At 70.7% G+C, this 25,096-nt stretch carries 21 protein-coding genes; 13 read left to right on the forward strand and 8 right to left on the reverse strand.

The genetic code is table 11. From position 1 onward, the window contains the following. Positions 1–48 precede the first annotated feature (48 nt). Together KDK95_RS21480 and KDK95_RS21485 are read left to right on the forward strand one after the other, a co-directional pair. Positions 49–900 carry an EamA family transporter gene (locus tag KDK95_RS21480; protein WP_212520034.1) on the forward strand — a complete coding sequence of 284 codons (852 nt, stop codon included), beginning with the start codon at positions 49–51 and terminating at the stop codon, positions 898–900. 21 nt (positions 901–921) lie between these two features. Beyond that, the gene (locus tag KDK95_RS21485; protein WP_212520035.1) at positions 922–1,596 is read left to right on the forward strand and encodes an O-methyltransferase; all 675 of its coding nucleotides are present in this window, start codon (positions 922–924) and stop codon (positions 1,594–1,596) included. A 3-nt stretch (positions 1,597–1,599) separates the two neighbouring features. On the opposite strand, the gene KDK95_RS21490 is transcribed toward KDK95_RS21485, so the two are convergent. The 3 genes from KDK95_RS21490 to KDK95_RS21500 form a co-directional block, all read right to left on the reverse strand. Then, on the reverse strand, positions 1,600–2,595 hold the full coding sequence (locus tag KDK95_RS21490) for a heavy metal-binding domain-containing protein (RefSeq protein WP_212520036.1): 996 nt from the start codon (positions 2,593–2,595) through the stop codon (positions 1,600–1,602). Positions 2,596–2,780: 185 nt separating this feature from the next. After that, positions 2,781–3,818: a LacI family DNA-binding transcriptional regulator gene (locus tag KDK95_RS21495; RefSeq protein WP_212520037.1), complete on the reverse strand. Its 1,038-nt coding sequence runs from the start codon at positions 3,816–3,818 to the stop codon at positions 2,781–2,783. 69 nt (positions 3,819–3,887) lie between these two features. After that, positions 3,888–4,712 (reverse strand): thioesterase family protein, encoded by an 825-nt coding sequence (locus KDK95_RS21500; RefSeq protein WP_212520038.1) that lies wholly within the window; start codon positions 4,710–4,712, stop codon positions 3,888–3,890. A 91-nt stretch (positions 4,713–4,803) separates the two neighbouring features. Here KDK95_RS21500 and KDK95_RS21505 point away from each other — a divergent pair, with 91 nt between their 5' ends. The 3 genes from KDK95_RS21505 (at position 4,804) to KDK95_RS21515 (ending at position 6,703) form a co-directional block, all read left to right on the forward strand. Then, positions 4,804–5,166 (forward strand): winged helix-turn-helix transcriptional regulator, encoded by a 363-nt coding sequence (locus KDK95_RS21505; RefSeq protein ID WP_249161656.1) that lies wholly within the window; start codon positions 4,804–4,806, stop codon positions 5,164–5,166. A gap of 81 nt (positions 5,167–5,247) precedes the next feature. Next, on the forward strand, positions 5,248–5,931 hold the full coding sequence (gene ung / locus KDK95_RS21510) for a uracil-DNA glycosylase (RefSeq protein ID WP_212520054.1): 684 nt from the start codon (positions 5,248–5,250) through the stop codon (positions 5,929–5,931). A 97-nt stretch (positions 5,932–6,028) separates the two neighbouring features. Then, on the forward strand, positions 6,029–6,703 hold the full coding sequence (locus KDK95_RS21515; RefSeq protein WP_212520039.1) for a DUF4232 domain-containing protein: 675 nt from the start codon (positions 6,029–6,031) through the stop codon (positions 6,701–6,703). A gap of 54 nt (positions 6,704–6,757) precedes the next feature. Here the strand turns inward: KDK95_RS21515 and KDK95_RS21520 are convergent, their stop codons facing one another. After that, the gene (locus tag KDK95_RS21520; RefSeq protein ID WP_212520040.1) at positions 6,758–7,498 is read right to left on the reverse strand and encodes a VIT1/CCC1 transporter family protein; all 741 of its coding nucleotides are present in this window, start codon (positions 7,496–7,498) and stop codon (positions 6,758–6,760) included. A gap of 145 nt (positions 7,499–7,643) precedes the next feature. Here KDK95_RS21520 and galE point away from each other — a divergent pair, with 145 nt between their 5' ends. From galE to KDK95_RS21535, 3 genes are all read left to right on the forward strand, one after another. Next, positions 7,644–8,666: a UDP-glucose 4-epimerase GalE gene (gene galE / locus KDK95_RS21525; protein ID WP_212520041.1), complete on the forward strand. Its 1,023-nt coding sequence runs from the start codon at positions 7,644–7,646 to the stop codon at positions 8,664–8,666. A gap of 64 nt (positions 8,667–8,730) precedes the next feature. Beyond that, on the forward strand, positions 8,731–12,243 hold the full coding sequence (locus KDK95_RS21530) for a GH92 family glycosyl hydrolase (protein WP_212520042.1): 3,513 nt from the start codon (positions 8,731–8,733) through the stop codon (positions 12,241–12,243). 68 nt (positions 12,244–12,311) lie between these two features. Then, positions 12,312–13,244 (forward strand): NAD-dependent protein deacetylase, encoded by a 933-nt coding sequence (locus KDK95_RS21535; protein WP_212520043.1) that lies wholly within the window; start codon positions 12,312–12,314, stop codon positions 13,242–13,244. Here the strand turns inward: KDK95_RS21535 and KDK95_RS21540 are convergent. The 3 genes from KDK95_RS21540 to KDK95_RS21550 form a co-directional block, all read right to left on the reverse strand. Then, positions 13,231–13,845 (reverse strand): nucleoside/nucleotide kinase family protein, encoded by a 615-nt coding sequence (locus KDK95_RS21540; RefSeq protein WP_212520044.1) that lies wholly within the window; start codon positions 13,843–13,845, stop codon positions 13,231–13,233. The genes KDK95_RS21535 and KDK95_RS21540 overlap by 14 nt on opposite strands. Positions 13,846–13,917: 72 nt before the next feature. Beyond that, complete coding sequence (locus KDK95_RS21545) at positions 13,918–15,390, reverse strand: MFS transporter (protein ID WP_212520045.1); 1,473 nt, start codon at positions 15,388–15,390, stop codon at positions 13,918–13,920. A gap of 93 nt (positions 15,391–15,483) precedes the next feature. Next, the gene (locus KDK95_RS21550; protein WP_212520046.1) at positions 15,484–16,116 is read right to left on the reverse strand and encodes a TetR/AcrR family transcriptional regulator; all 633 of its coding nucleotides are present in this window, start codon (positions 16,114–16,116) and stop codon (positions 15,484–15,486) included. A 181-nt stretch (positions 16,117–16,297) separates the two neighbouring features. Between KDK95_RS21550 and KDK95_RS21555 the strand changes: the two genes are divergently transcribed. From KDK95_RS21555 to KDK95_RS21575, 5 genes are all read left to right on the forward strand, one after another. Further along, positions 16,298–19,570, forward strand: coding sequence for a GH92 family glycosyl hydrolase (locus KDK95_RS21555; protein ID WP_212520047.1), 3,273 nt, complete (start codon positions 16,298–16,300; stop codon positions 19,568–19,570). A 228-nt stretch (positions 19,571–19,798) separates the two neighbouring features. After that, positions 19,799–21,190 (forward strand): APC family permease, encoded by a 1,392-nt coding sequence (locus KDK95_RS21560; protein ID WP_212520055.1) that lies wholly within the window; start codon positions 19,799–19,801, stop codon positions 21,188–21,190. 18 nt (positions 21,191–21,208) lie between these two features. Next, the gene (locus tag KDK95_RS21565; RefSeq protein WP_249161665.1) at positions 21,209–21,895 is read left to right on the forward strand and encodes a FadR/GntR family transcriptional regulator; all 687 of its coding nucleotides are present in this window, start codon (positions 21,209–21,211) and stop codon (positions 21,893–21,895) included. Positions 21,896–22,017: 122 nt separating this feature from the next. Beyond that, positions 22,018–22,890, forward strand: coding sequence for an alpha/beta hydrolase (locus KDK95_RS21570; RefSeq protein ID WP_212520049.1), 873 nt, complete (start codon positions 22,018–22,020; stop codon positions 22,888–22,890). 85 nt (positions 22,891–22,975) lie between these two features. Then, entirely contained in the window at positions 22,976–23,962 is a 987-nt protein-coding gene (locus KDK95_RS21575; RefSeq protein WP_212520050.1) for a S16 family serine protease, read from the forward strand. Here KDK95_RS21575 and KDK95_RS21580 read toward each other — a convergent pair. Beyond that, entirely contained in the window at positions 23,951–24,886 is a 936-nt protein-coding gene (locus tag KDK95_RS21580; RefSeq protein ID WP_212520051.1) for a LysR family transcriptional regulator, read from the reverse strand. The two genes, KDK95_RS21575 and KDK95_RS21580, sit on opposite strands and share 12 nt — an antisense overlap. Positions 24,887–25,096: the final 210 nt, after the last annotated feature.

Raw genomic sequence — 25,096 nt, forward strand, 5'->3', positions numbered from 1 at the left:
TAGGGGCCGGTAGACTCCTGATGACCATACAGTTTTCGGGAGTCTCACATGGCGTCGCTGCTCGCTCTGCTGGCCTCCGCGCTCTGGGGCAGCAGCGACTTCGTCGGAGCCATGCTGTCCAAGCGCTGGCCCTCGACCGCCGTCGTCTTCCTCGGCGTGCTGCTGGCGACGACCGTGCTGCTCCTCGGGATCCCGCTCGCCGACCCGCCCTTCGGCGCCTACCAGTGGTACGGCGCGGCGGCCGGCGCGGGCGGAGCGATCGCGCTGGCGTGCTTCTACAAGGCCATGGCCGCAGGCCCGATGTCCCTGGTCGCGCCGCTGTCGGCGACCAGCGCGGCCGTGCCCGTCCTCTGGTCGCTCGCGCGCGGCGGAACGGTCGACCTGCTGCAGGGCGTCGGCATCATGCTCGCGTTCATCGGCGTCATCCTCGCCTCGGGGCCCGAGATGCGCGAGGGCAGCCTCGTCAGCCGCTCGACCCTGCTCTTCACCCTCGCCTCCGCGATCGGCTTCGGCCTGTATTACATCTTCTTCGCGCTCGGCTCGGCCACCAGCGTGTACGGCACGCTGCTCAGCCAGCGCATCGCCGGCGTGCTCATCCTCGCGCCGGTCGCGTTGCGCGGACTGCCGCGGCGGAAGAGCCTGATCAACGGCCTCACCTGGACACCGACGATCGCCGTCCTGTTCGTGTTCAACGGTCTCGGCGACGTCGCGGCCAACGGCATCTACGGTCTCGCGACGCGCCACGCCGGGTCCAACCTGCCGGTGGTCATGGCGCTTTCCGGCCTCTACCCGGTGGTCAGCACGGTTCTAGCCTGGGCGCTGCTCAAGGAGCGCCTGCGCGCCGTGCAGAACGTCGGAATCCTTGCAGCGCTGACGGGCGTGCTGCTGCTCAACGCGTGAGACCGGAACTAGACTCCGGGTATGACGTCGACGTCGGTGCCGGTCACGCCCGAACTCCACGCGTACATCCTGGAGCACTGCAGCCCGCGCGACGAGGTCCAGCGCTGGCTGATCGAACGCACGGCCGAGCTCGGCCCGATCTCGCGCTTCCAGATCGCTCCCGAGCAGGGCATTCTGCTGACGATGCTGACCCGGCTCACCCGTGCCGAGGTCGCGGTCGAGATCGGCACGTTCACCGGCTACTCCTCGATCTGCATCGCCCGCGGCCTCGCCGACGGGGGCAGGCTGATCTGCTGCGACATCAGCGAGGACTGGACCGCCATCGCGCGCGAGGCCTGGCGGCGCACTGGCCTCGCCGACCGCATGGACCTCCGCATCGGCCAGGCCCTCGACACCGTCAACGCGCTCCCGCAGGACGAGCACATCGACTTCGCCTTCGTCGACGCGGACAAGAAGCCGTACTGGGATTACTACAGCGCCCTGATCACGCGCACGAAGCCCGGCGGGATCATCGCCTTCGACAACACTTTCCGCAACGGCGACGTGGTCGACTCCCGCCGCGCCGAAGCGGGCAAGAACGGCGACCCCGACCCGCAGGCCATCCACGAGTTCAACGGCCGCCTCGTCGCCGACGAGCGCGTCGAGGTCGTCATGCTGCCGATCGCCGACGGCCTGACGATCGCTCAGAAGCGCTAAGCCCTAGGCATCGGGCTCGGAAGGCTGCGTCGCGATCTTGTCGGCGTTCACGTAGGCGAAAGCCCGATCGCTGAGACTCGGCCCGGCGCGCGTCGCCGGAGCGGGTTCGGGGACAGCCTCCACGCCGCGGCCGAGGCGCATGATCGTCAGCGGGGGCCGCGCCCTCGGTGAGCCCGTCCGCTCGAACGCGATGACGGCCGAACCCAAGATCGTCGCCTCGACCACGTAGTCGGAGCGTTCCTCGAAGTTGGGGCACGCGCGCTCGAAGAAGCGGATCGAGATGTCCTGGACGACCGCCCCCTCGCCGCCCGCATCCCGCACCGCGTTCTCCAGCGCCCTGCGTGCTTCCCGCCGCGCGTCGTTGACCAGGCGGGTATACCCGACGACCTCGCGGTTTCCGCCGGCGCCGATCCCGCGCCTGGTCTGCTGGATCATCCGCTCGTCGAAGTGAACCGCGGCGATGGCGATGCCGGAGACCAGCCGGAACGGCATCCAGCCGGAACGCAGCAGCTTCGCGAGCTCCTGACCGGAGACGTGCGTGGTGAACGGCGCCTGCGAGCGGGTCTGTGCCCTCGCCTGCACGGCAGTGCCCTCGACGGTGAACTCCTCCGTCTGCGTGAAGAAGTTCGCAGAGCCGATCCGCATCCCGATCACGCCGTCGCCGCCGAGCGCGCGGCACTCCGCGACGGCGCGTTCGAGCGCTAGCGCACGTCCGGCCTGGATCTGCGCGAGCAGGGGGTTGTGCGGGTCGGCGGTCGAGCGGTCCGCGCGCTGCGCCGGCGCGGTGACGAAGCAGCGTCCGTATCCGGCGGAGCTGAGGAACGCGACCGTCGCCCCGAAGACCTGTCCGACGGGATCGAAACCGGCACCCGTGGTCGCGCCGAACCCGCCGACCGGCCCGGGATAGGCCCATCCGCGCTGGTCCCGCAGCCGTTCCAGCCGCGAGATGCGCGGATCCCGCTCGGTCAGCCCGTCGCCGCGGTGCTCCGGCACAGCCACGGTTTCATGCTAGGCCGTTTCTTCGAACTAGCGTCGGATCAGGCCGCGGTGTCTGACGCGTGCGCTCGCAAGGCGCAGGGGCGGGGGCATACTCGGTCGTCTGCAACCGCCCCTGCAACGCCGCGAGCGTGCGTGGCAGGCGTCGCGGACCCGGCGATAGTTCGAAGACGCGGCCTAGGCCCGGTCTACCGGCCGCCGCCGCACGACTGCCGGATCACCAGGCGGGTGGGGGTGAGAATCGGGCTCTCCGGTGCGGGCCGGTCGCCGAACCGGTCGTCGACGAAGTCGAGCAGCGCGCTGACGGCGGCGGTACCGAGGGCCAGCGAGTCCTGGGCGACCGTGGTGAGCGCCGGACGGACCAGGCTCGCGGCCTCGATGTCGTCGAAGCCGACGACGGCGATGTCCTCGGGGACGTCGAGTCCCGCGTCGGCGAAGGCGTGCATGGCTCCGAGGGCCATCTCGTCTCCGGCGACGAACACGGCCGTGGGCCGTCGCGACTTCGGCAGCCCGGCGAGCCTGCGGCCGCAGGCGTAGCCGCTGTCCATGAAGAAGTCGCCGTTCTGCACGTACTCGTCGGGCAGGTCGAGGCCCAGTTCGCCGACGGCCTGCTGGAAGCCCCTGAGCCGCTGGACGGCCGGCATCAGGTCGACCGGGCCGGTGATGGTGGCGATGCGACGGTGGCCGAGATCGTGAAGGTGGCGTACGGCCTCGACGGCGCCGGCCCGGTTGTCGGAGGTGACGCAGCACGCGCGCGGGCCGGCGATGTCGTGGTCGATGGCGACGCACGGGAGGCTGGACTCGAACAGCTCGCGCAGCGCGGGCCGGTGGTCGTCGACGCCCATCACGATGACGCCGTCGACCTGGAACTGGCGGGCGGTGTCGAGGTAGGCGCGCGGCCCCTGGCGGTCCACGTCCACGTTGAGCAGGATCAGATGCCGGCCGACGTCGCTGAGCGCCTGCTTGAGCCCGACGAGCAAGGAGAGCAGGAACGGGTGCTTGCGTCCCGCGGTCTCGTAGCCGCTGTCCCACAGCAGGCCGACGGCGTCGGAGCGGCCGCGCACGAGCGCCCGCGCGGACTGGCTGGGACGGTAGCCGAGCCGCTCGGCGGCCTGCTGGACCTGCCGCCGCGTCTCGACGCTGACCTCCGGATGGCCGTTGAGGGCCCGCGACACGGTCGCCACCGAGACCCCGCACTCCCTGGCCAGATCCTTGATCCCCGCCATCGCTTCCCCCAGTACCGCTCGCTCCGGTGATCGAAAACGTTTACGGCACTCTACCTTCTCCGGGCCTCGTCAAGCACGGGCTCCATGCGGTTCGACGTACAGCGCTTGCAGGCAGTAACCGAACACGCCGCCTTGATCGCCGAGCCGGGTGCTCGTCGTGCCGCCGCCGGAGGGGTCGAGCGAGGTGGCCGCGTCCACCGAGATCCAGCCGCCGTCGGGGCAGCGCAGGAAGCTGAGATTCAGGTCGAGGTTGCTGAACAGGTGCGTGCGGAAGTCGAGCGCCGAGCTGAATCCGCTGGCCCCGTCGGCGATCAGCACGGCGGTCTGCGTCGGGGTGGTCGGCTCTCCCTCGACCAGCGGCAGCCGGGGACGCACCCAGACCCGGCACGGGCCGGGCGTCGCGGGGCCGCCGGCCACGTAGCGGAACTCCATCGCCGCGATCCAGCCGTGGTTCAGGTGACGGCTCAGCTCGTCGCCGCCGCCGTCGTGCGACGTGAGCGACTCCGGGTCGGGGAACGGATCGGCCGAGGCGGGGTCCGGGACGTCGGGCACCAGGTCAGGCTGCTGGCGACGCCACCAGGCGCGGGCCGTGAGCACCGGGCGGCCGCCGGCGAGGACGGTCGCGGCGAGCAGCCGGGCGCGCTTGCCCGGCTTGACCACCTCGGTGCGGACGGTGAGCGGGCCCACCGGGACCGGGGCGAGGAAATCGCAGGCCAGCCGGGCGATGTGGCCGCCGTCCGCCGGGGCGAGGCGTTCCAGCTCGTGCAGGGCCAGCGCGCAGGGGGCGCCGCCGTGCTGCATCTCGGCGGACCAGGGGCCCTGGGTCGCGACGGTGGAGTCGAAGGTCGCGGCCCCGTCCGCCGTCCGCTCGGTGGGTGTGTAGAACGCCGACATGGATCCTCCCGTTACGGTTTCCGTAACACGCTGGCGCGAGTAGGCTACGGTTACGGAATCCGTAACGTCAAGGCGCGACCCGAGGAGGACGATGACCGCCCCGCGGCCCGGAACCCCGGTGCGCGGCTCGCAGACCGGCCGGCCGCTGATGGCCGCGCTCGACCTGCTGGGGCGCCGCTGGACGCTGCGGATCCTCTGGGAGCTGCGGCTCGGCCCGCTCGGCCCGCGCGAGCTGCGCTCCCGCTGCGACTCGATGTCCCCGAGCGTGCTCTACCAGCGTCTCAAGGATCTGCGGCAGGCCGGGCTGGTGGGCCAGGACGAGTCCGAGCGCTACCGGCTCACGCCGCTCGGGCTCGCGCTGGGGGAGGCGATCGAGCCGCTCAACCGGTGGTCGGCGACGTGGGCCGCGGAATGGGACGGGGAACGGGACGCCGGGCGGCGGCGGGGCGAGTGAATCAGCCCACGTATCGGCATCCGGCACGCGCTGTCGGTGCGGGCCGCTACGGTAGCCCGCGTGACTACCGATGAGCTGACGATGCCGACCGATCTGCACCTGCCCCCGCTGCCCGAATCGTGGCGGAAGGTCCTCGGCGAGGAGATCGCGAAGCCTTACTTCGCGAAGCTGGACGCCTACGTGGCCGCCGAGCGCGCCGCGCACCAGGTGTTCCCGCCGCGCGAGGAGGTCTTCGCGGCGCTCGAGGCCACCGCCTACGAGGACGTGCGCGTAGTGCTGCTCGGCCAGGACCCGTACCACGACGACGGCCAGGCGCACGGGCTCTGCTTCTCGGTGCGGCCCGGCGTGCGGGTGCCCCCGTCGCTGCGCAACATGTACAAGGAGCTCAACGCCGACCTCGGCCTGCCGATCCCGAAGGACGGCGACCTGCGCCCGTGGACGAAGCAGGGCGTGCTGCTGCTCAACACGGTGCTGACGGTGCGCGCCCACGAGGCGAACTCGCACAAGAAGCAGGGGTGGGAGACGTTCACCGACGCGGTGATCCGCGCCGTGAGCGACCGCGAGCAGCCGGCCGTGTTCGTGCTCTGGGGCGGTCCGGCGAAGACCAAGAAGGCGCTGATCGACACCGAGCGCCACCGCGTGCTCGAGGGCACGCACCCCTCGCCGCTCTCGGCGAGCAAGGGCTTCCACGGCTCGCGGCCGTACACCGCGATCAACGCGGCGCTCGGGGAACTGGGCTACCCGGCGATCGACTGGTCGCTCTGAGCGCCGGTCCCGCGACGCCGCGGAGTACGGCACCGGGCCGGGGGATCCGGTTCAACCGTTCAGCGTGATCACGCGTCTGTTCCCCTGGAGGTAAGTGATGACCAAGGGACAGTTCGCCCTGCTGACGGCAGCTCTCGGCCTGGTGACCATGGGCGGGGCGGGCTATTTCGCGTATGCGAGCTCGGGCACGCACAGCTCGGACTCGAACGGCGCTTCGGCCGCCGGGCAGCCGACCGGCGCGAGCACCGCCACGGCCCTCGTGCCGGGCGACGGATCGAGCGCGACGCCGGACTCCGGCGGCGGCACCGGGAACGGCGGCTCCCAAAACTGCCGGAACGGCGACATCCAGGTCTCCGAGCAGGCGGGCCAGGGAGAGATGGGGCACATCTCGCTGCTGCTGGTCTTCCAGAACACCAGCGGCAGCACCTGCGTGCTGCACGGCTATCCCGGCGCCGCGCTGACCGGCCGGGCCGGCACGGCCGACCTGAACGCGACGCGCGCGCTCTCCGGCGCCCTCGGCGGTGCGGTCGGCCTGGCCAAGGCCCCGATCGTCGTGCTCGCGCCGGGCGCCGACGCCTCGGCGGTGCTGGAGTGGAGCGACGTGCAGACCGGCTCGGGCTGCGCGATGCAGAACCCGGTCAGCCTGCTGGTCACGCCGCCGAACACGACGCAGACCAGCACCCTGTCGATATCCACGGGCACCGAGGTCTGCTCGGGATTCGAGATCCACCCGGTGCTCGAGGGCGTGGTCAGCGAGCCGGCCTCGGCGTAGCCGGGCTAGTCGGGCGCTCGGGCCGCCGCGCCGGCCGCGTCAGCCGCCGCCGCGTCAGCCGACGCTCTGGCCGATGAGGTGGCCGATCACGAAGGTCGCTCCGGCCGCGATCGCCGCCAGGGCGAGCTGTCGCAGGGCGCTGCGCCACACCGGCTTCGAGGTGAGCTTGCCGACCGCGCCGCCGCCGACCAGCGCCCCGAGCGCGGCGAGCACCAGGGCCAGCCAGAGCGCGTGCGCGCCGAAGAGGTAGGGCGCCAGCGGGATGATCGCGCCGACGGTGAACGCGCCGAACGAGGCTCCCGCCGCCGTCCACGGGGAGGGCAGGTCGTGCGGGTCGACGCCGAGCTCCTCGCGCACGTGCAGCCGCAGGCCCCGGTCGGGCTGCGCGGAGACCTGCGCGGCCACCTTCCTGGCCAGGTCCTCGTCCACGCCCTGCGCGACGAACGCGGCGGCCAGCTCCATCTGCTCGCCGACCGGGTTGCGGCGCAGTTCGTGCCGCTCCTTGTTGACCTCGGCCTGAACCAGCTCGTTCTGCGAGGTGACCGAGATGTATTCGCCGGTGGCCATCGAGAAGGCGCCGGCGACCAGTCCGGCGATGCCGGTCAGCGCCACGGTGTGCGACGAGGCGCCGCCCGCGCCGACCCCGCTGATCAGCGAGACGTTCGTGACCAGGCCGTCCATCGCGCCGAAGACCGCCGGGCGCAGCCAGCCGCCGCTCACGTCCCGGTGGTGGTGGGCGGGCGGCGGACCCGGCGTGCGGGTATGCGAGTGCTTGTCGGAGGCCGTGGTCACCATGGATTTCATGATATCGGAATAGCGCCCCTAATCCTAAAAGCAATTCCCTTAGGAAAGGCTAACCTCCGGCCGATATCCGATATTCCCGGGAATCGCGCGTTATCGAAACGCAACCGGATCCGCCGGAGACCGCGTCGATGCGGACATGAAGGTACTCATCACAGGCGGCGCGGGTTTCATCGGCAGCACGATCGCCTCGGCCGTGCTCGACCACGGCGGCTTCCCGGTCATCCTGGACAGCCTCGTCACCGGCCGTGAGTCCTTTGCCGAGGGCCGTGAGTTCTATCGCGGCGACGTGGCCGACGGGGCGCTGATCGACCGCGTCTTCGCCGACCACCCGGACATCGAGGCCGTCGTGCACTGCGCGGCGCTGATCGTCGTGCCCGACTCGGTCAGCGAGCCGCTCCGCTACTACCGCGAGAACGTCGGCAAGACGATCGAACTGCTGCAGCACCTGGAGCGCAACGGCTGCCACCGCGTGCTGTTCAGCTCCTCGGCGTCGATGTACAAGGCCGGCGCCGACTTCACGGTCGACGAGGAGTCCGAGCTCGATCCCAGTAGCCCGTACGCCGCCACGAAGACGATCGTGGACCGCATCCTGGCCGACGCGGTGCGCGGCGGCAGCGGCCTTCGCGCCGTCTCCCTGCGCTACTTCAACCCGATCGGCGCCGATCCGAAGATGCGCACCGGGCTTCAGCTGCTGAACCCCTCGCACGCGCTCGGCAAGATGGTCGAGGCCTGGGAGAACCACGACGTCTTCCGGATCACCGGCACCGACTGGCCCACGAGCGACGGCACCGGGATCCGCGACTACATCCACGTCTGGGACCTCGCCCAGGCCCATGTCGCGGCCCTGACGCGCTTCGACCGGCTGGTCGGCCACGGCAGCGGGGAGCCCGGCGACCGGCCCGCGCACGCCGTCATCAACCTCGGCACCGGCAAGGGTGTGACGGTCCGCCAGCTCGCCGAGGCGTTCGGCACGGTGACCGGAACCCCGCTGCGGACCGAGGACGCCCCCGCGCGCCCGGGCGACGTGGTCGGCGCCTACACCCGCTGCGACCGCTCGGCCGAGCTGCTCGACTGGCGCGCGAAGTACGAACTCGAGGACGGGATCCGGCACGCGCTGGAATGGCGCCGCCGCCTGCTGGAACTCGCCGCAGCGGACTGATCCGGGGCCCGGCGGACGGCCGGAGGGCCTTGACAGGGTCCTCCGCGCTGTCTATCAAATGCCTGTGACAACGTTGTCCTTCCGGCGCGCCCACAGCGCCCTGCTGTCCTTGACCGCGATAGCCGCACTCACCCTCGGGACGCTGGCGAGCCCCGTCTGCGCCCAGGCCGAATCCGATCACGCCACCGTCGGCGACCCCGCGTCGCTCGTGGACACGATGGTCGGCACCGGAAGCGGCGGCGCCGTGGTCGGGCAGGTCGACACCTACCCCGGCGCCACGATGCCGTTCGGCATGATTCAGTGGAGCCCCGACACCACCTCCCGGCCCGACGGCGGCGGGTATTCGTACACCGACTCGTCCATCACCGGCTTCAGCCTCACCCACTTCTCAGGCCCCGGATGCGCGATCGCGGGAGACTTCCCGATCCTGCCGCTGACCGGCGCCATCCCATCCGATCCGGGTTCGGCGTCCGCGGACTTCAGCCACAGCAGCGAGACCGCGCATCCGGGCTCGTACGCCGTGACCGCGGGCGGCGTGCGCACCCGACTCGCCGTCACCACGCGCACCGGCGTCGCGTCGTTCACCTATCCGGCTACGTCGCAGGCCCAGCTGTTGTTCAAGAGCGCGGACAGCGCCAACGGCAGCTCCGCCGCGACCTTCCAGACCGTCGGAACGAACGAGATCACCGGCGCCGTGACCAGCGGCCACTTCTGCGGCCAGCCGGACAGCTACACGATCTACCTCGCCGCCCGCTTCGACCGCCCCTTCACCGCCTCGGGCACCTGGGGCGGGACCGGCTCGTCGGTCTCCGGCGGCTGGCTGACCTTCGACACGCGGCACGACCAGACCGTCGGCATGCAGGTCGCCGTCTCCTACGTGAGCACGGCCGGCGCCCTCGGCAACCTCGCGGCCGAGGCGCACACCTACTCCGTCGCCAAGGTGGCCGCTCAGGCCACGGCCGCCTGGAACCGGCAACTCGGCACCATCGGCATCGCCGGCGGGACGCGGACCAGGCAGCAGACCTTTTACACGGCGCTCTACCACGCCTCGCTCGAACCGAGCGTCTTCAACGATGCGAACGGCGCCTACCCGGGCTTCGACGACAAGATCCATTACGTCCAACGGGGGCACAACCAGTACGCCGACTACTCCGATTGGGACATCTACCGATCGGAGGTGCCGCTGCTCTCGACGATCGACCCGGCCATAGCCTCCGACATGGCCGCATCGCTGGTGAACGACGCCGCACAGGGCGGCTCGCTGCCGAAGTGGCCGGTCGCCAACGCGTACACCGGCGTCATGAACGGCGACTCCTCCGACCCGATCCTCGCCGACGCCTACGCGTTCGGCGCCCGCGACTTCGACGCCTCGGCCGCGCTTGCCGACATGGTCATGGGCGCCGACGGCACCTCGTCCACCGGCCAGGGCTGGTTCGTCGAGCGGCCGAACGCCGCCGCGTACATCTCCGACGGGTACGTGCCGAACGTCGGCTCGGACTCGATCAGCCCGGTGCCCAACGGCGCCTCCGAAACGCTCGAATACGCCCTCGACGACTTCTCGATCTCGCGGCTGGCCCAGGCCCTCGGCCGGAAGTCGACCGCGACGACCTTCACCGGCCGCTCGCAGAACTGGGCGAACGTCTTCGACACCGCCGACGGCTACATCGAGCCCCGCGACTCCTCCGGGGCGTTCCCCAGCGGGCCGGCCGTCCCCGCGCTCACCGGCTTCGGCCAGAACGGGTTCCAGGAGGGCAACGCGGCGCAGTACACGTGGATGGTCCCGCAGAACATGAGTGGCCTGATCCAGGGCCTCGGCGGCGACAAGGCCGCGGCCTCGCGCCTCGACAGCTACTTCAGCCAGCTCAATGCCGGCCCGAATGAGCCGAACGAGTGGGCGGGCAACGAGATCTCGCTGGACACGCCGTGGGCCTACGACAGCGTCGGTCAGCCCTGGAAGACCCAGCAGGTCGTGAGCGAGATCACCAGCCAGCTCTACTCGCTCACCCCCGGCGGCGAGCCCGGAAACGACGATCTCGGCGCGATGAGCTCGTGGTACGTCTGGGCTGCGCTCGGCGTGTACCCGCAGACCCCGGGCGTCGCCGACCTCGTGCTCGGGACGCCGCAGTTCGCGCACGAGGTGATCCACGGCTCATACGGGCCGCTCGTCATCAACGCGCGCGGCGCCGGGGACACCTACGTCCAAAGCCTCGCGGTCGACGGTCGGAGCACGAACAAGACCTGGATCGACCTGACGCACACACACGAACTCGACTACACGCTCTCCAGCAGCCCGAACACGAGCTGGGGCACCGCTTCGGGCGACGCGCCGCCGTCGTTCGGCGCCGGACAGCTCAGCTTCCCGGCGAGCACGCGCGCCTCGCTCGACGTGACGCCCGGTCAGGTCCGTATCGCACCCGGATCCAGCACCACGGTGACCGTCAAGGAAGACAACACGCTCGCCACCTCCGGCTCGACGAGCGTCACCTACACCGCCACGGCGCCAACAGGCCTCACCGCCAGTCCTGCCACCTCGACACTCACGGCCGACGCCGGGAAGACCTCCAGCACGACGGCCACGATCACGGCCGCGTCCGGGATGGCGACCGGCTACTACCAGGTCCGATTCGCCGCGCGCGCCTCGAACGGAGCCCTACTGCCCGACGTATCTCTGCTGGTCACGGTCGCGGCGGCGGGGGAGAGCATCCCGACGGCGTACGTCTCCAACTACAGCGACAACACCGTCACCCCGGTCGACACGCGGACGCACAACGCCGGGCCGGCGATCCCGGTCGGCGGCGGCCCCGACGGCATGGTCGTCGCAGGCGGGAAGCTGTTCGTCGCCAACAACAACACGAACGACGTGACCGTCATCGACACAAGCACGAACGCCGTCGTCGCCACCGTCCCGGTCGGCTCGGTTGCGGCCGACGTCGCCGCCACGCCGGACGGGAAGACCGTGTGGGTGACCAACTTCGGCGACGGCACCGTTCAGCCGATCGACGTCGCCACACTCACCGCGGGCAAGGCGATCGCGGTCGGCAGCCAGCCCGAACGGCTCGCGGTCAGCCCCGACGGCACGCGGCTGTGGGTGGCGAACCAGGGCTCGGGTACGGTGAGCGAGGTGAATCTGGCCACAGACACGGTCAGCCACACGATCGCCGTCGGCCCGGCGCCGTTCGGCGTAGCCGTCACCCCGGACAGCGGCACGGTGTTCATCACCAACGGCGGCGGTTCCTCCGTCTCGGTGATCGACGCCTCGACCGACGCCGTCACCACGACGATCGCGGTCGGGGCGGGCCCGCAGTACGTGCAGATCTCCCCGGACGGGAAGACGGCGTACGTCGCGGACTCCGGCGCCGGCGGCGTCACGCCGATCGATGTGAGCACCCTCACTGCGGGCTCCTTCATCGCGACAGGGTCCGGCGCGTACGCGGTCGGGTTCAGCCCGGACGGGACGACGGCATGGGTCGTCGACTCCAACGTCAACGACGTGGTGCCGATCACCGTGGCCACCGGAGCAGTCGGTAGCGCGGTGACCGTGGGCGACGTGCCGGACGGGGTGACCGTGACCGGCTGACCGATCCGCAGCCGTACACCTCGGTAAGGGCCGCCGAGCGTTGGTGCGAGCGACGTATCCTTGAAGGCATGCGCGTTCGCCCGATGCTCGTGCCGCCCGCCGAGGCGGATCGGCACGCCCCCGACCAGCGAGCCGAGCAGGTCGTCCGGCAGGCCGACTCCGAGGACGAGCTCGCGGACATCGAGCAGATCCTGGCACGGCGCGACGTGGCGGTGCTGACCGGCGCCGGCCTGTCCACCGAGTCCGGCATCCCCGACTACCGCGGCGCCACCGGCAGCCTGCGCCGGCACACGCCGATGACCTACCAGGACTTCGTCGCCAGCGCCGCCGGCCGCCAGCGCTACTGGGCCCGCAGCTTCCTCGGCTGGCGCACGATCGTCGGCGCGCGCCCGAACGTCGGGCACTACGCGGTCGCCGACCTCGAGCGCGCCGGCTACGTCTCCGGCGTGATCACGCAGAACGTCGACGGACTGCACCGCGCCGCGGGCTCGCCGGACGCGATCGAGCTGCACGGCGGTCTCGACCGCGTCATCTGCCTCGGCTGCCGCGCGGAGAGCACCCGCGAGCAGCTGGACGAGCGGCTGCACGCGGCGAACCCGGACTTCCGGGAGCGCGCCGAGAGCACGCGCATCAACCCGGACGGCGACGTAGAGCTCGACGACACGCTCGTCGCCACCTTCCGGATCGCCTCCTGCACCGACTGCGGCACCGGGATCCTGAAGCCGGACGTCGTGTTCTTCGGCGAGAACGTGCCGCGGCCGCGCGTGCAGCAGTGCTACGACCTCATCGACCGCTCCACAGCGCTGCTCGTCCTCGGCTCCTCGCTGACGGTCATGTCCGGGCTGCGCTTCGTCCGCTACGCGGCGAAGGCGTACAAGCCGGTCGCGATCATCAACCAGGGCCAGACGCGCGGCGACGAGCACGCCTCAGTCCGCGCCGACGTGCCGCTCGGCCGCGCGCTCACGCAGCTCGCCGAGCGGCTCGCCGTCACAGCCCCTTGACGATCAGATCGACCCGGGTCCACGGCTCGGTCGTCGCGAAGTAGTACCGGTCGGCGGCCTGCCAGCGCTGCTCCCAGTCGCCCGGACCCTGCTCGCGGCCGCGCGTGACCATCCGCGTCAAGCTCACATCGAACGGCGTGTCCACCAGCACGGTCAGGTCGTAGTAGCCCTCGAGCTCCGGCCGGACGGACTGGACGCCCTCGACGATGACGATCCCGGCGTGCGGCACCCGGTGAAGTTCGCCGGGCACGATCCGGCCGCTCGGCCAGTCGTAGCGACGGTACGCCGCGGAGGCCCCCGACGTCAGGGGCGCCAGGACCTCCTCGCGCAGCCGCTCCCAGTCGTAGTAGAGCTCGTAGCCCTCCGCCGGAGTCAGCCGGAGCCGCTCGCCGCCGTGCATCTCGCGGTAGAAGTCGTCGACATGCACGATGGTCACCGTGGTCGCCCCGTCCGGCCCGCGCAGCACCGCCGCCAGCTCTTCGGCCAGGGTGGTCTTTCCCGAGCCGCCGGTGCCGTCGATCCCGATCAGCGCGAAGCCGTCGAGCGTGCGGGAGGAGACCTCCGCAGCGATGAGCGTTGCTGATTCACGTGCAGAGGTCACATTGCATGATTGTTGCGGCGGCGGGCCGTCTGCGCCAGCCGGTTCCGGGATTTCATGGAACACCGGACCGGATCAGGTCAGCGCGGGCGCCTCGTCCGCCTGATCGCCGGTCAGCGGCGCCGGGGCCGACGCCACGTCAGGGGCCGCCCGGCGGCGCGCCGTCGGGATCAGCAGCGCGGCCAGCGCGGCGAAGACCGAGGCGCCCGCGAGCATCCAGAACACGTGCGTGTAGCCGGAGTCCTTCGGGATCGGGTTCGCGGCCGAGATGCCGGAGGCGAGCACGCTCGCCGCGACGCTGCTGCCGATCGCGCCGCCGATCGTGCGGATGTTGGCGTTCATGCCGCTGGCCACGCCGACCTGCGCGGCCGGGACGGACTGGACGACGATCGCGGACATGGACGCGAAGGCGAGGCCGATGCCGACGCCCAGCAGGCCGGAGGCCGTGTAGATCTCCCAGCCGCGCGCATGCCCGAGGGCGAGCGCGACGAAGCCGGGGACGCTGACGGCGCAGCCGAGCAGCAGGACGGCCTTGAGCCCGATCCGGCGGGCCAGCGGCGCGGCCGCGATGCCGAGCAGGAACATGCCGACCGTCATCGGAAGCAGGTAGACGCCGGACTGCGTGATGCTGGCGCTCAGGCCGTAGCCGGCGACCGACTTCGAGGTCTGCACGAGCTGCGGCAGGAAGGTCATGACGGCGTACATGCCGACGCCGAACAGCAGCGCGACGAGGTTCGTGGTCCACACGGCCGGCATGCGCATCATGCGCATGTCGATCAGCGGCTGGCTGGAGCGGAGCTCGGTCCAGATCCACAGCGGCAGGCAGATTGCGGCTCCGGCGAACAGGGCGAGCACCTTGGTGGAGCCCCAGCCCCAGGTCGGGCCCTCGCTGACGCCGAGCAGCAGCATCACCAGCCAGGCCGAGAGCAGGCCGGCGGCGCCCCAGCTGATCCTGCCGGGCGTGCGCACCGGTGACTCGGGCACCCACAGCCAGCAGGCGACGGTGGCGATCGCGGTGAGGACCATCGGGATCCAGAACAGCCAGTGGTAGTCCAGGTGCGTCACGATCGGGCCCGCCACGAGCAGGCCGACGCCGCCGCCGACGGCCGTGGTGGCCGAGCCGAGGCCGATCGCCGAGTTCACCTTCGAGGCCGGGAACTCGTCGCGGATGATGCCGAAGGACAGCGGCAGCAGGCCGCCGCCGAGGCCCTGGATAGCGCGGGCCAGGATCATCAGGCCGACGGAGTGCGAGACGGCCGCGACGCCCGAGCCGACGGTGAGTGCAAGGAGCGTGATGACGAGCATCCGCTCCTTGCCCACCTTGTCGCCGATCCGGCCGAGGATCGGGGTGGCGACGGAGGCGGCCAGCAGATAGGCCGTCATCAGCCAGGTCGCGGTGTCCTGAGTCGTGTGCAGGTCCACGATGAGCGTGGACAGGACCGGAGCGACGAGCGATTGAAGCACGGAGTACGCGGCGATGCCGACCAGCAGGACCGCGAATATGACGTTGTAGTGCGGACGCGTGATGTCCGCCGGGCGTCTGGGCATGGCGCAGGGCTCCAGCTCGGTGGGGTGGGGGCGGGCTGCGGACGACAGTGTCCTACGGTGATCACCATACCGGTAAGTGGCGCAGTGCGACAGTTACTCCGGAGCGTCCGCTGCCGCGAACCCGATGCGCGCGGCGGCCCTGATCGTGTCCTGAAGCGACAGGCCGGGCTCCCCGGGCAGCCGGGCCAGGTAGTGCCGCATCCCCTGGTGCATCGCGGCCAGCAGCATCGAGGACTTCACCCGCATCCGCAGATCGCCGGGCTCGCGGCCGAAGCGCTCGGCCAGCACGGCGGCGAGCGGCGCGACGGCCTCGGCGTAGCAGCGCACCCACACGGCGTCGAGCGTCGGCTCCGTGCAGGTCAGCCGCAGCAGATCGAGGACCAGCAGCAGGCGCGTGGTGGAGGTGTCGCTGAACCAGCTCGTGTCGTCGGCGGCCTCGACCAGCGGCCGATCGCCCGGCCAGGCGCGCACGGAGGCGGTGAACCGGTCGAGCCCGAAGGACAGCAGCGGCGCGGCGCACGCCTCCTTGCTGGGGAAGTACCGCCACAGCGTGCGCGTCGAGATGCCCGCGGCCTCGGCGATCTGCCCGGCGGAGGTGGCGTCCAGGCCGTGCTCGGTGAACAGGCGGACCGCCGCCATCGCGATCTCCAGCCGGATCTCGTCCTTGCGCGACTCGCTCAGCGGCGGCCTCCCGCCGCGCCGCGCCGGCGCCGCCGTGTCCGTCATCCGTGCCGCCTTCCGTGCTTGGCCGTATGTCCATCTTAGTGGCACTCCCTGCCGTGAACCGGGCCGCGCGCGCGGGAGCCGGTCCCCGGTGTCCGCTCCGTGAGCCGAGCCTTGTGCCCTGAGCGATCGTCAGATACAACCCAGTGGAAGCCATGACAACGTAGTCATTTTGGAGGCGGCCTTGCGTCAGCCCACGACGGGTCCCCGAATCCGAACACTCATCGCAGCGACCTGTATCGGCCTGCTCGGCGTCGCGGCCGCGCCGGCGCAGGCCGCGCAGGCGCCGACCGCGAACCTCGTCGGCGACCCCGCGTCGCTGGTCGACCCCTTGATCGGCACCGGTTCCGGCGGCGCGACCGTCGGCCAGGTCGACACGTATCCCGGCGCGACGGCGCCGTTCGGCATGCTGAGCTTCAGCCCCGACACACCCTCGCGGCCGGATGGCGGCGGATACGACTACGCCGACTCCTCGACGCTGGGGTTCAGCCTGACCCACATGTCGGGCCCCGGATGCGGCGCGTTCGGCGACTTCCCGATCCTGCCGACCGTCGGCTCCATCGGCGCCGACCCGATCTCGACGACCGACTCCTTCTCGCACAGCTCGGAGAGCGCGAAGCCCGGCTCGTACGACGTTACGCTCAACCCCGCCACCTCGTCGGCGATCAAGGCGAATCTGGCCGCGACCGAGCGGACCGGCATCGCGCAGCTCGACTACCCGGCGAGCACGTCCTCGAACGTGCTGTTCAAGATGGGCGACTCGGAGTCGGGCAACGTCTCGGCCGGCGTCTCCGTCCTCAACGACCACGAGGTCGCCGGCACCGAGACCGCGGGCCAGTTCTGCGGGTCGCCGACCACGTACCCGGTGTACTTCGTCGCCGACTTCGACCGCTCCTTCGCGCACTACGGCACCTGGCAGAACGCGCCCACCGGTGCGAACCTGTTCACCCAGCCGACCGGCGACCTCGCGTGGAGCTACCACGAGGTCAGCAGCGGCGGCAGCACCCCGACGATCGGCTCGACGACCACGTCGGACGGGACGAGCGCGGAGTCCTGGCAGCAGTCCGACGCCCTCGCGAACACCTGGATCCAGGCCACGCCCACCGGCATCACCCAGGGCGACGCCTACCAGGCGAGCGTCACGCTGTCCGGCAGCGGCGACGTGTTCCTGGACTTCTACAACGGCCAGCAGGACGTGGAGAGCAAGGCCGTCAACCTCACCTCGACCCCGGTCACGCTCACGATCGCCTCGACCGTGCCGACCGGCGGCATCAACACACCGCAGGTCCAGGTGCGCACCGCCGCCGAGGGCGCGGTGAACCTCGTAGCCTCGAATGTCTCACTGCGCCAGGAATCCGTCGTGACGACGGCCGGCACCTCGACGCCGGCGAGCACCTCGGGCCTGCAGTCCGGCGCGTACGTCAGCTTCGACACTACGACCCACAGCCAGGTGACGATGAAGGTCGCCATCTCGTACGTCAGCCAGGCGGACGCGCAGGCCAACCTCGAGGCCGAGGACAGCGGCTGGAGCGAGAGCCAAGTGGCTCAGAGCACGTACAGACAGTGGAACCAGATGCTGAGCAAGATTCTGATCGGCGGCGGCACGAGCGCGCAGCAGACCGAGTTCTACACAGCGCTCTACCACGCCTTGGTCGAACCGAGCATCTTCTCGGACACCAACGGAAGCTACATCGGATACGACGACACCGTGCATCGCACGTCCCACGGCCAGGTCCAATACGCGAACTTCTCCGGCTGGGACATCGATAGATCAGAAGTGCAGCTCCTGGCGCTCCTGGCACCCGAGCAGACGAGTCAGATGGTCACCTCGCTGCTCAACGACCAGTCTCAGGGCGGCTGGCTTCCGAAGTGGGGCTTCGCGAACGACTACACGCAGGTCATGAACGGCGACGCGGCCGACGAGATCATCGCCGAGGCTTACTCGTTCGGCGCACGAGACTTCGACACCAAGGCGGCGCTCGCCGCGATGGTCAAGGGCGCCTCGACCACGCCGACGAGCAGCGAACTCGGCCAGGGCTTCTACGTCGAACGGCCGCAGCTGTCCGACTACGAATCGCTCGGCTACGTCCCGAACACCCAGGAGAGCGACCTGTCCCCGGAGGACAACGGCGCCTCCGAGACCCTCGAATACGCGACCGCCGACTTCGCGATCTCGCAACTCGCCGGCGAGCTCGGCCAGACCTCGACCGCGCAGACGTACCTGGCGCGCTCGCAGAACTGGACGAACGTCTTCAACACCGACACCGGCTACATCCAGCCGCGCGACGGTTCGGGCCAGTTCCCGGAGTTCGGCCCGACCACCGACGGCATGGGCAGCTTCGGCCAGTCCGGATTCCAGGAGGGCGACGCGGCGCAGTACACGTGGATGATCCCCCAGAACGTCGGCGGCCTGATCTCGGCGATGGGCGGTGACTCGGCGGCGATCTCGCGGCTGGACACCTTCTTCGAGCAGACCAACGCGGGCCCGAACGCGCCGTACTATTGGGCCGGCAACGAGCCCTCGCTCGGCACGCCGTGGATCTACGACTACGCGGGAGCGCCGTACAAGACCGAGTCGACCGTGCACGAGCTGCTCGACACCGTCTACTCGGACACGCCCGGCGGCGAGCCCGGAAACGACGACCTCGGCGCGATGAGCTCGTGGTACGTCTGGTCCGCGCTCGGCATGTACCCCGAGACCCCCGGCACCTCAGTGCTCGATCTCGGGGCGCCGATCTTCCCGAAGGCCGTGATCAGCCTCGACGGCGGCCAGCACATCGCCATGAACGCGCCCGGCGCGTCGACGAGCACGTATGTCAGCGGCCTCAAGGTCAACGGTAGGGAGTACTCGAAGGTCTGGCTCTCCGGGCTCTCGTCGTCGCTGCAGCTCGACTACGCGATGACCGGCACGGCGGACGAGACCTGGGGCGCCGCTGCGGCCGACGCGCCGCCGTCGTACTCCTCGGGGACGCTCGCTTTCCCGCCGGGACGCAAGCCCACGATCCTCGTGCCGTCCGGCGCGAACCTGCTCGGCGACACCCCGACCGGCCAGCTGAACTGGCAGGGCCCGGTGGAGAACGGAGTCGGCTCGGTGCCCGGAACCATCACCCCGACGACCACGTCGTCGGGTGCCAGCGCCGTCGAATGGACCGAGACGAACGCGGATCCGAACACCTGGATCTGGGTCGATCCCGCGTCCCAGCTGCCGGCCGGCCAGTACTACCAGGGTTCGATCACGCTCCAGGGGACGGGCGACGTCTACCTGGACTTCTGGAACGGGCAGCAGGACCTGGTCAGCGAGACGGTCGAGCTGGGCGGCACACCCCAGACGATCACCGTCCAGGGTGAGGTGCCCGGCGCCGCGGACACGCACCTGCAGGTGCGCACCGCGGGCTCCGGACCGGTCGACCTCTACGCCAGCGACGCGTCGATCCAGGCGCTGACGGCGCAGCAGTGACCCGGGCGCTGACGGCGCGGCAGTAGCGAGGTCACGGCGGTGTCGAGGCGGGTCCGGATCGTCCGGGCCCGCCTCTCCCGCCGTACCCCCTTGTATATCTGATCGCCTTGAACTATTTTCTCGGCACGACCTCCGACCCAACCGTCTCCCTGGGAGTCCGCCGTGTCCGAGACCATAACCTCCGAAAGATCCGCCAGCGAGCAACGCCTTCGCGGCGGCACGCTGGGCATGGTCGACATCGCCGCAGCGACCATGGCCAACATCGGCCCGGCGATGAGCTTCTTCTTCGGCTTCGGCTTCCTGGCCGTGACCGCGGGAGTCGCCTCGCCGCTGACGATCCTCGCGGCGGGCGTCGCCGTCGCGTTCCTCGGCAACACGCTCGCGCAGTTCTCCAAGGCGCACCCGTCCGCGGGCAGCTTCATCACCTTCGTCGGCAAGACCTTCGGCCCGACCAGCGCCGTCACCACGGCTCTGCTCGCCGGACTCGGCTACATCATCGCGATGTCCTCGGTCATCGCCGTCTCCGGCGGCTTCCTGGAGACGACGCTGAACCACTACTTCGGCTGGAACGTGCCGTGGATCATCTGGACCCTGGTACTGACCGCGCTGGCCGTCGTGCTGATGATCCGCGGCGTGGCCGTCTCCACCAAGGTCGCGGGCTTCTTCTTCGGCATCGAGATGATCGTGCTCGTCGCGGTCTCCGTGATCGCGCTCGTCAAGCACTCCGGGCACCTGTCCTTCACGCCCTTCGAGCCGAGTCACATCACCAACGGCTTCAGCGGCCTCGCCGCGGGCTTCCCGCTCGCCGTCTACCTGTTCATCGGCTGGGAGAACTCCGCCGCGCTCGCCGAGGAGACCGACAACCCGCGGCGCAACGTCGGCCGCGCCGTCTTCCTCTCGATCGGCATCATGTCGGTCAGCTACCTGCTCTTCTCCTACGCGACGCTGACCGGCTTCGGCTACGACGTCACCGCGGTCGGCAACTCCGCCGTCCCGTTCATCGACGTCGCGCAGGGCACGTTCGCGGTACTCGCCTTCTTCGCCTACCTCGCCGGCCTGACCTCGACCGTCGGCTCGCTCATCGCGGGGGTGAACTCGCAGGCCCGGCTGGTGTTCAACGCGGGCCGCGAGGGCCTGCTGCCCTCCGCGATCGGCGAGGTGCACCCCACCCGCCGCACGCCCACCAAGGCGATCATCACCTTCGTCGGCATCTCGCTGCTGATCATCGGCGGCTGGGGCCTCGGCCACATCCTCGGCGGCCACGCTGGCGGCTGGATGGACCCGATGAGCTTCTTCGCCGAGTCCTCGACCATGGGCACGATCCTGGTGCTGCTGGTGTACCTGGCCTCGAACATCGCGCTGCCGTTCTACTACCGGCGCTACCGGCCGAGCGAGTTCCACTGGGTACGGCACGCGCTGCTGCCCGCGATCGGCGCGGCCACGATCCTGGTGCCGCTGTACTACCTGGTCAAGCCCGGCCAATCCGATCCGTACGACTGGTTCCCGTATCTCGCGCTCGCCATCCTCGCCGTCTCGGTGGCGTACGCGGCGCTGCTCGTCCGCCGCGATCCTTCGCTCGGCGAGCGGGTCGGCTCGATCGTCGCGGACCACCATTCGTAGAGTTGCGGCGTGGCGACGATGAACAAGACGGGCAAGTTCGGCCCCTACAGCACGACGGGGCACGCGCTCGCACTGCCGGGTCCCGGTGCGCAGAGCGGGGCCGAGCTCGTCCGTTCCCGGATCGCGCTGCACGTCGCGCTGGGCACGGCCCGCGCCGGCGACCGGCTTCCGGACGTGGGCGTGCTGGCCGAGCAGCTCGGCATCGGCGAGATGACCGTCCGCCGCGCGCTGGAGGGCATGTGCCAGGACGGCCTGCTCGACCGGCGACGCGGCCGGACCGGCGGCACCTTCGTCTCGGCCGACTGGGCCACGGCCGCCGCCGCGCACCACGACCCGGCGGCCGCCGCGTCCATCGCGGGCTTCCTGCTCCTGCTCGAATGCGGCCTGGTCGCGCACGCGTCCGGCGAATTCGAGGCCGAACACCTCAAAGGCCTGCGCGAGGTGGCCGAGGCCCTCGACGCCAGCGCGGAGTCGGAGAGCCTGCTCGAACTGGAGACGCGCTTCCATCTGGATCTCGCCGAAGCCCTCGGCGGACGCGGTATGCGCGAGGTGACGGCCGACCTCATCGGCAGGCTGTGCCTGTTGCGTCCATCGCCCGATCCGGAAGCGATCCGCAGCCAGAACCTCTGCCACTTCGACCTGCTCACGCATCTGGAGGCGGGCGCCACCGACGCGGCCGTGCGCGCGGTCAAGCAACACAGGTAGGCCGGACATCGCGCGGCGCCTGGCCCGCCGTTGCACCTGTCGCTGAGCACCACAGAAGGGAAAGCTGATGTGTCTGGCATTTGTATAGACACCAGAGCCTGAGCGGTACCATACTTTGCGCCGTGCTCATCGAACTCGGAGATTCCCGCTCGTTCGACATCCAGGTCAGCGGCCCACCGGACGGCCCGCCGTTGGTACTGCACCACGGCACGCCCGGCAGCCTGGCCCGCTTCCGGGCGATCGACGAGGCGGTTCACGCCCGGGGGCTGCGGATGGTCACGTACTCACGGGCCGGCTACGGCGGCTCCACCCGGCGACCGCGGCGCTCCGTCGCCGACATCGCCGACGACGTGGAGGCCGTGCTCGACCACCTCGGCGCCGACCGCTGCGTCACCCTCGGCTGGTCGGGCGGGGGACCGCACGCCCTCGCGACCGCCGCCCTGCTGCCGAGCCGGGTCGCCGCAGCTACGACGATCGCGAGCGTCGGGCCGTACGGCGCCGACGACCTGGACTTCCTGGCGGGCATGGGCGAGGGCAACATCGAGGAGTTCGGCGCCGCCATCGCCGGTGAGAAGGAGATCACCGCCGCGCTCGAGGAGGCCGCGGCCGAACTGCGCGACGCCGACCCCGCCGCCGTGATCGAGTCGATGTCCACCCTGCTGCCCGACGTCGACCGCGCCGCACTCGCCGGGCGGGCGGGCGAGGAGCTGACGGCCCAGATCGCGGAGGGCATGCGGCACGGCCCGGCCGGCTGGATCGACGACGACCTCGCGTTCGTCAAGCCCTGGGGCTTCGCGGTGCAGGACATCGACGTGCCGGTCTTCCTCTGGCAGGGCGACAGGGACCTGATGGTCCCCTTCGCGCACGGACGCTGGCTCACCGACCGCATCCCGCGCTCCATCGCGCACCTGCTGCCCGGCGAGGGCCACATCTCCGTGTTCTTCAACAACCTGGACGCGATCCTCGACGAGCTCGCCGCCTACGTGATCGACTGATCGGCACCGGCGTTCAGCCGCCCCGGACAGCCGCCTCACCTACACTTGAACTCCTGGTGGGTGGTGTGCTCCGGAGGGGGAGTCGATGCTGTTCAAGCACAAGCACTTGCTCGAGGAACTACGCAAGAAGGGCTGTCGCGCGACAGGCGAGATCCTGTCGATGACGACCATCGGCGCGGCGGCGAGCGCCTCGTCCGCGTGGGCGGCCGACGAAGATCTGTCCAAGACCTGGTTCGACTGCCGGATGGTCCTGCGCGTCGTGCCCGAGGACCGCGCGCAGTCGCCCTTCGAGGCGACCGTGATGACGCGCATCCACACCCAGAAGTCCCAAGGCGCGCACGTTCCCGTCTGGTACGACCCCTCCGATCGTTCGAAGGTCGTCGTCGACTACGAGGCGGACCTCGAGCGCGCGATGAACTTCTACGCGGAGAGCCGCCTGCGCGAGATCCGCTCCGAACGCCTCGCCCATCTCGCCGACCAGCGCATCGGCGTCGCGTGGACGCCGATCGAGGGCGCCCTCGTGCCCATCGAGGCGATCCCGCGTCCGGGCAGCGGCCGGGTCGACGTCACGGAGTGGCCGGTCGCGGCCGTGCACGAATCCGCCGACGCCGCCGTCGCGCACGTTCGCTCCGCCGCCGGGACCTACCTGCCCCCTCGCGACGGCGGCTGGGAGGCGTGGTTCGCCGGACACGACTTCCGCGTCTTCCAGCCCTACGGCCCGCCACCCGCGACCGAAGGCGCGACCGACGCGGCGAACATCCGCGCCGCGATCGCACTGGCCGTGATCTCCGCGCTCTCCGGCCACATGGTGCGCCCCGAGGTCTCCGTGACCGGCGGCCTGGGCCCGGAGGGCGCACTGCTCCCCGTCGCCTCGCTCAAGGACGTCGCACACGCCGCCCGCGACCTCCACTCGCAGCGCTTCATCGCGCCGACGGGAAACGCGCACGAGCTCGGCCAGGTCGGCAACCGCATCCGGGAGGGCATGGAGATCGTCTTCGCCGCAGACCTCCAGGAGGTCATGCGCCTCTCCCTCGCCAAGCACGCGGTGAAGGGCTTCGAACTAAGGAGTTGAGCCACTCCCGGCCCGATAATCGGCCGGCGTGATCTCCGGCGCCGACCGCAGCACGTGCTCACGGAACGCCGCGGACGAGGGCGGCAGCTCGCGGTCGGTGAGCCACGCCAGGCCGAGCTCGCGCGTGCTGTCCACGTCCGTGACCTGCAGCTGCGGCGCCGGATCCGTGGTGTCCGGTCCCGCGGCGGTCGCGCGCGGGGGCGGCAGCAGAGCCACGCCGAGCCCGGCCGCGACCAGCGCGCGCAGCGTCTCGACCTCCTCGCCCTCGAAGGTGATCTTCGGCGTGAACCCGGCCTGCGCGCACAGCCGCTCGGTGAGCACCCGCAGCGCGTAACCGCTGCGCAGCAGGATGAACGGCTCGTCGGCCGCCTCCGCCAGCCTGATCCGCTCGCGACCCGCGAAGCGGTGCCCCGGCGGCACGGTCAGCCGCAGCGGCTCGACCAGCAGCCGGTGCCACGTCACGCGCGGGTGCCCGAACGTCGGGCTGGAGATGATCAGATCCGCCGCGCCGTCCACCAGCTCCTGCAGAATCGACGCCTCGCCGTGCTGATGCAGCTCGAAGCGCACCTGCGGATGCGCCTCGCGAAAGCTGCTGACCAGCGGCGGGACCAGCCACGTGCCGAGCGTGTGCAGAAAGGCGAGGGGCACCGTGCCGTGCGCCGGATCCACGAGCTCCGCGACGGCCCGCAGCCCGAGGTCGTACTGATCGAGCGCCTGGCCCACGTGCTCCCGGAACAGCCGGCCGGCTGGCGTCGGCGTGAGCGTGCGCCCCGACCGCGTCAGCAGCGGCGTGCCGACCTCGTTCTCCAGTCGCGCCAACGCCCGCGAGAGCGCAGGCTGGGTGATCCGCGCGCGTTCGGCGGTCTCCGTCACCGTCGCCCCGTCCGCCACCTCGCGAAACCAGCGCAGCACCTGCAGCTCCATGCAATCCATGTTCGCATGGCATGGGTTCTGTGAGAAATGGTCATTGGACGCATGGCCACTGGCTGGAGGATCATTGACCCCGGAGCCGCGGAGCATCAGCTCCTCGACTTCCGGCAGCGCAGCCGTCGATCCGCCCCAAGCACGTGCCGATCCCGCTGCCGCCGTCAGGAGAGCCGCGATCGTGACCATCGCCGCCGAACGCCGTCCCGC

The organism is Actinospica acidithermotolerans (genome assembly GCF_018139625.1).
GTDB classification, from domain to species: domain Bacteria; phylum Actinomycetota; class Actinomycetes; order Streptomycetales; family Catenulisporaceae; genus Actinospica; species Actinospica acidithermotolerans.

Coding starts and splice junctions, on each gene's coding strand:
- KDK95_RS21480 (WP_212520034.1), top strand. CDS start 49: ATGGCGTCGCTGCTCGCTCTGCTGGCCTCCGCGCTCTGGGGCAGCAGC.
- KDK95_RS21485 (WP_212520035.1), top strand. CDS start 922: ATGACGTCGACGTCGGTGCCGGTCACGCCCGAACTCCACGCGTACATC.
- KDK95_RS21495 (WP_212520037.1), bottom strand. CDS start 3,818: ATGGCGGGGATCAAGGATCTGGCCAGGGAGTGCGGGGTCTCGGTGGCG.
- KDK95_RS21500 (WP_212520038.1), bottom strand. CDS start 4,712: ATGTCGGCGTTCTACACACCCACCGAGCGGACGGCGGACGGGGCCGCG.
- KDK95_RS21505 (WP_249161656.1), top strand. CDS start 4,804: ATGACCGCCCCGCGGCCCGGAACCCCGGTGCGCGGCTCGCAGACCGGC.
- ung (WP_212520054.1), top strand. CDS start 5,248: ATGCCGACCGATCTGCACCTGCCCCCGCTGCCCGAATCGTGGCGGAAG.
- KDK95_RS21515 (WP_212520039.1), top strand. CDS start 6,029: ATGACCAAGGGACAGTTCGCCCTGCTGACGGCAGCTCTCGGCCTGGTG.
- KDK95_RS21520 (WP_212520040.1), bottom strand. CDS start 7,498: ATGGTGACCACGGCCTCCGACAAGCACTCGCATACCCGCACGCCGGGT.
- galE (WP_212520041.1), top strand. CDS start 7,644: ATGAAGGTACTCATCACAGGCGGCGCGGGTTTCATCGGCAGCACGATC.
- KDK95_RS21535 (WP_212520043.1), top strand. CDS start 12,312: ATGCGCGTTCGCCCGATGCTCGTGCCGCCCGCCGAGGCGGATCGGCAC.
- KDK95_RS21545 (WP_212520045.1), bottom strand. CDS start 15,390: ATGCCCAGACGCCCGGCGGACATCACGCGTCCGCACTACAACGTCATA.
- KDK95_RS21550 (WP_212520046.1), bottom strand. CDS start 16,116: ATGACGGACACGGCGGCGCCGGCGCGGCGCGGCGGGAGGCCGCCGCTG.
- KDK95_RS21560 (WP_212520055.1), top strand. CDS start 19,799: ATGGTCGACATCGCCGCAGCGACCATGGCCAACATCGGCCCGGCGATG.
- KDK95_RS21565 (WP_249161665.1), top strand. CDS start 21,209: ATGAACAAGACGGGCAAGTTCGGCCCCTACAGCACGACGGGGCACGCG.
- KDK95_RS21575 (WP_212520050.1), top strand. CDS start 22,976: ATGCTGTTCAAGCACAAGCACTTGCTCGAGGAACTACGCAAGAAGGGC.
- KDK95_RS21580 (WP_212520051.1), bottom strand. CDS start 24,886: ATGGAGCTGCAGGTGCTGCGCTGGTTTCGCGAGGTGGCGGACGGGGCG.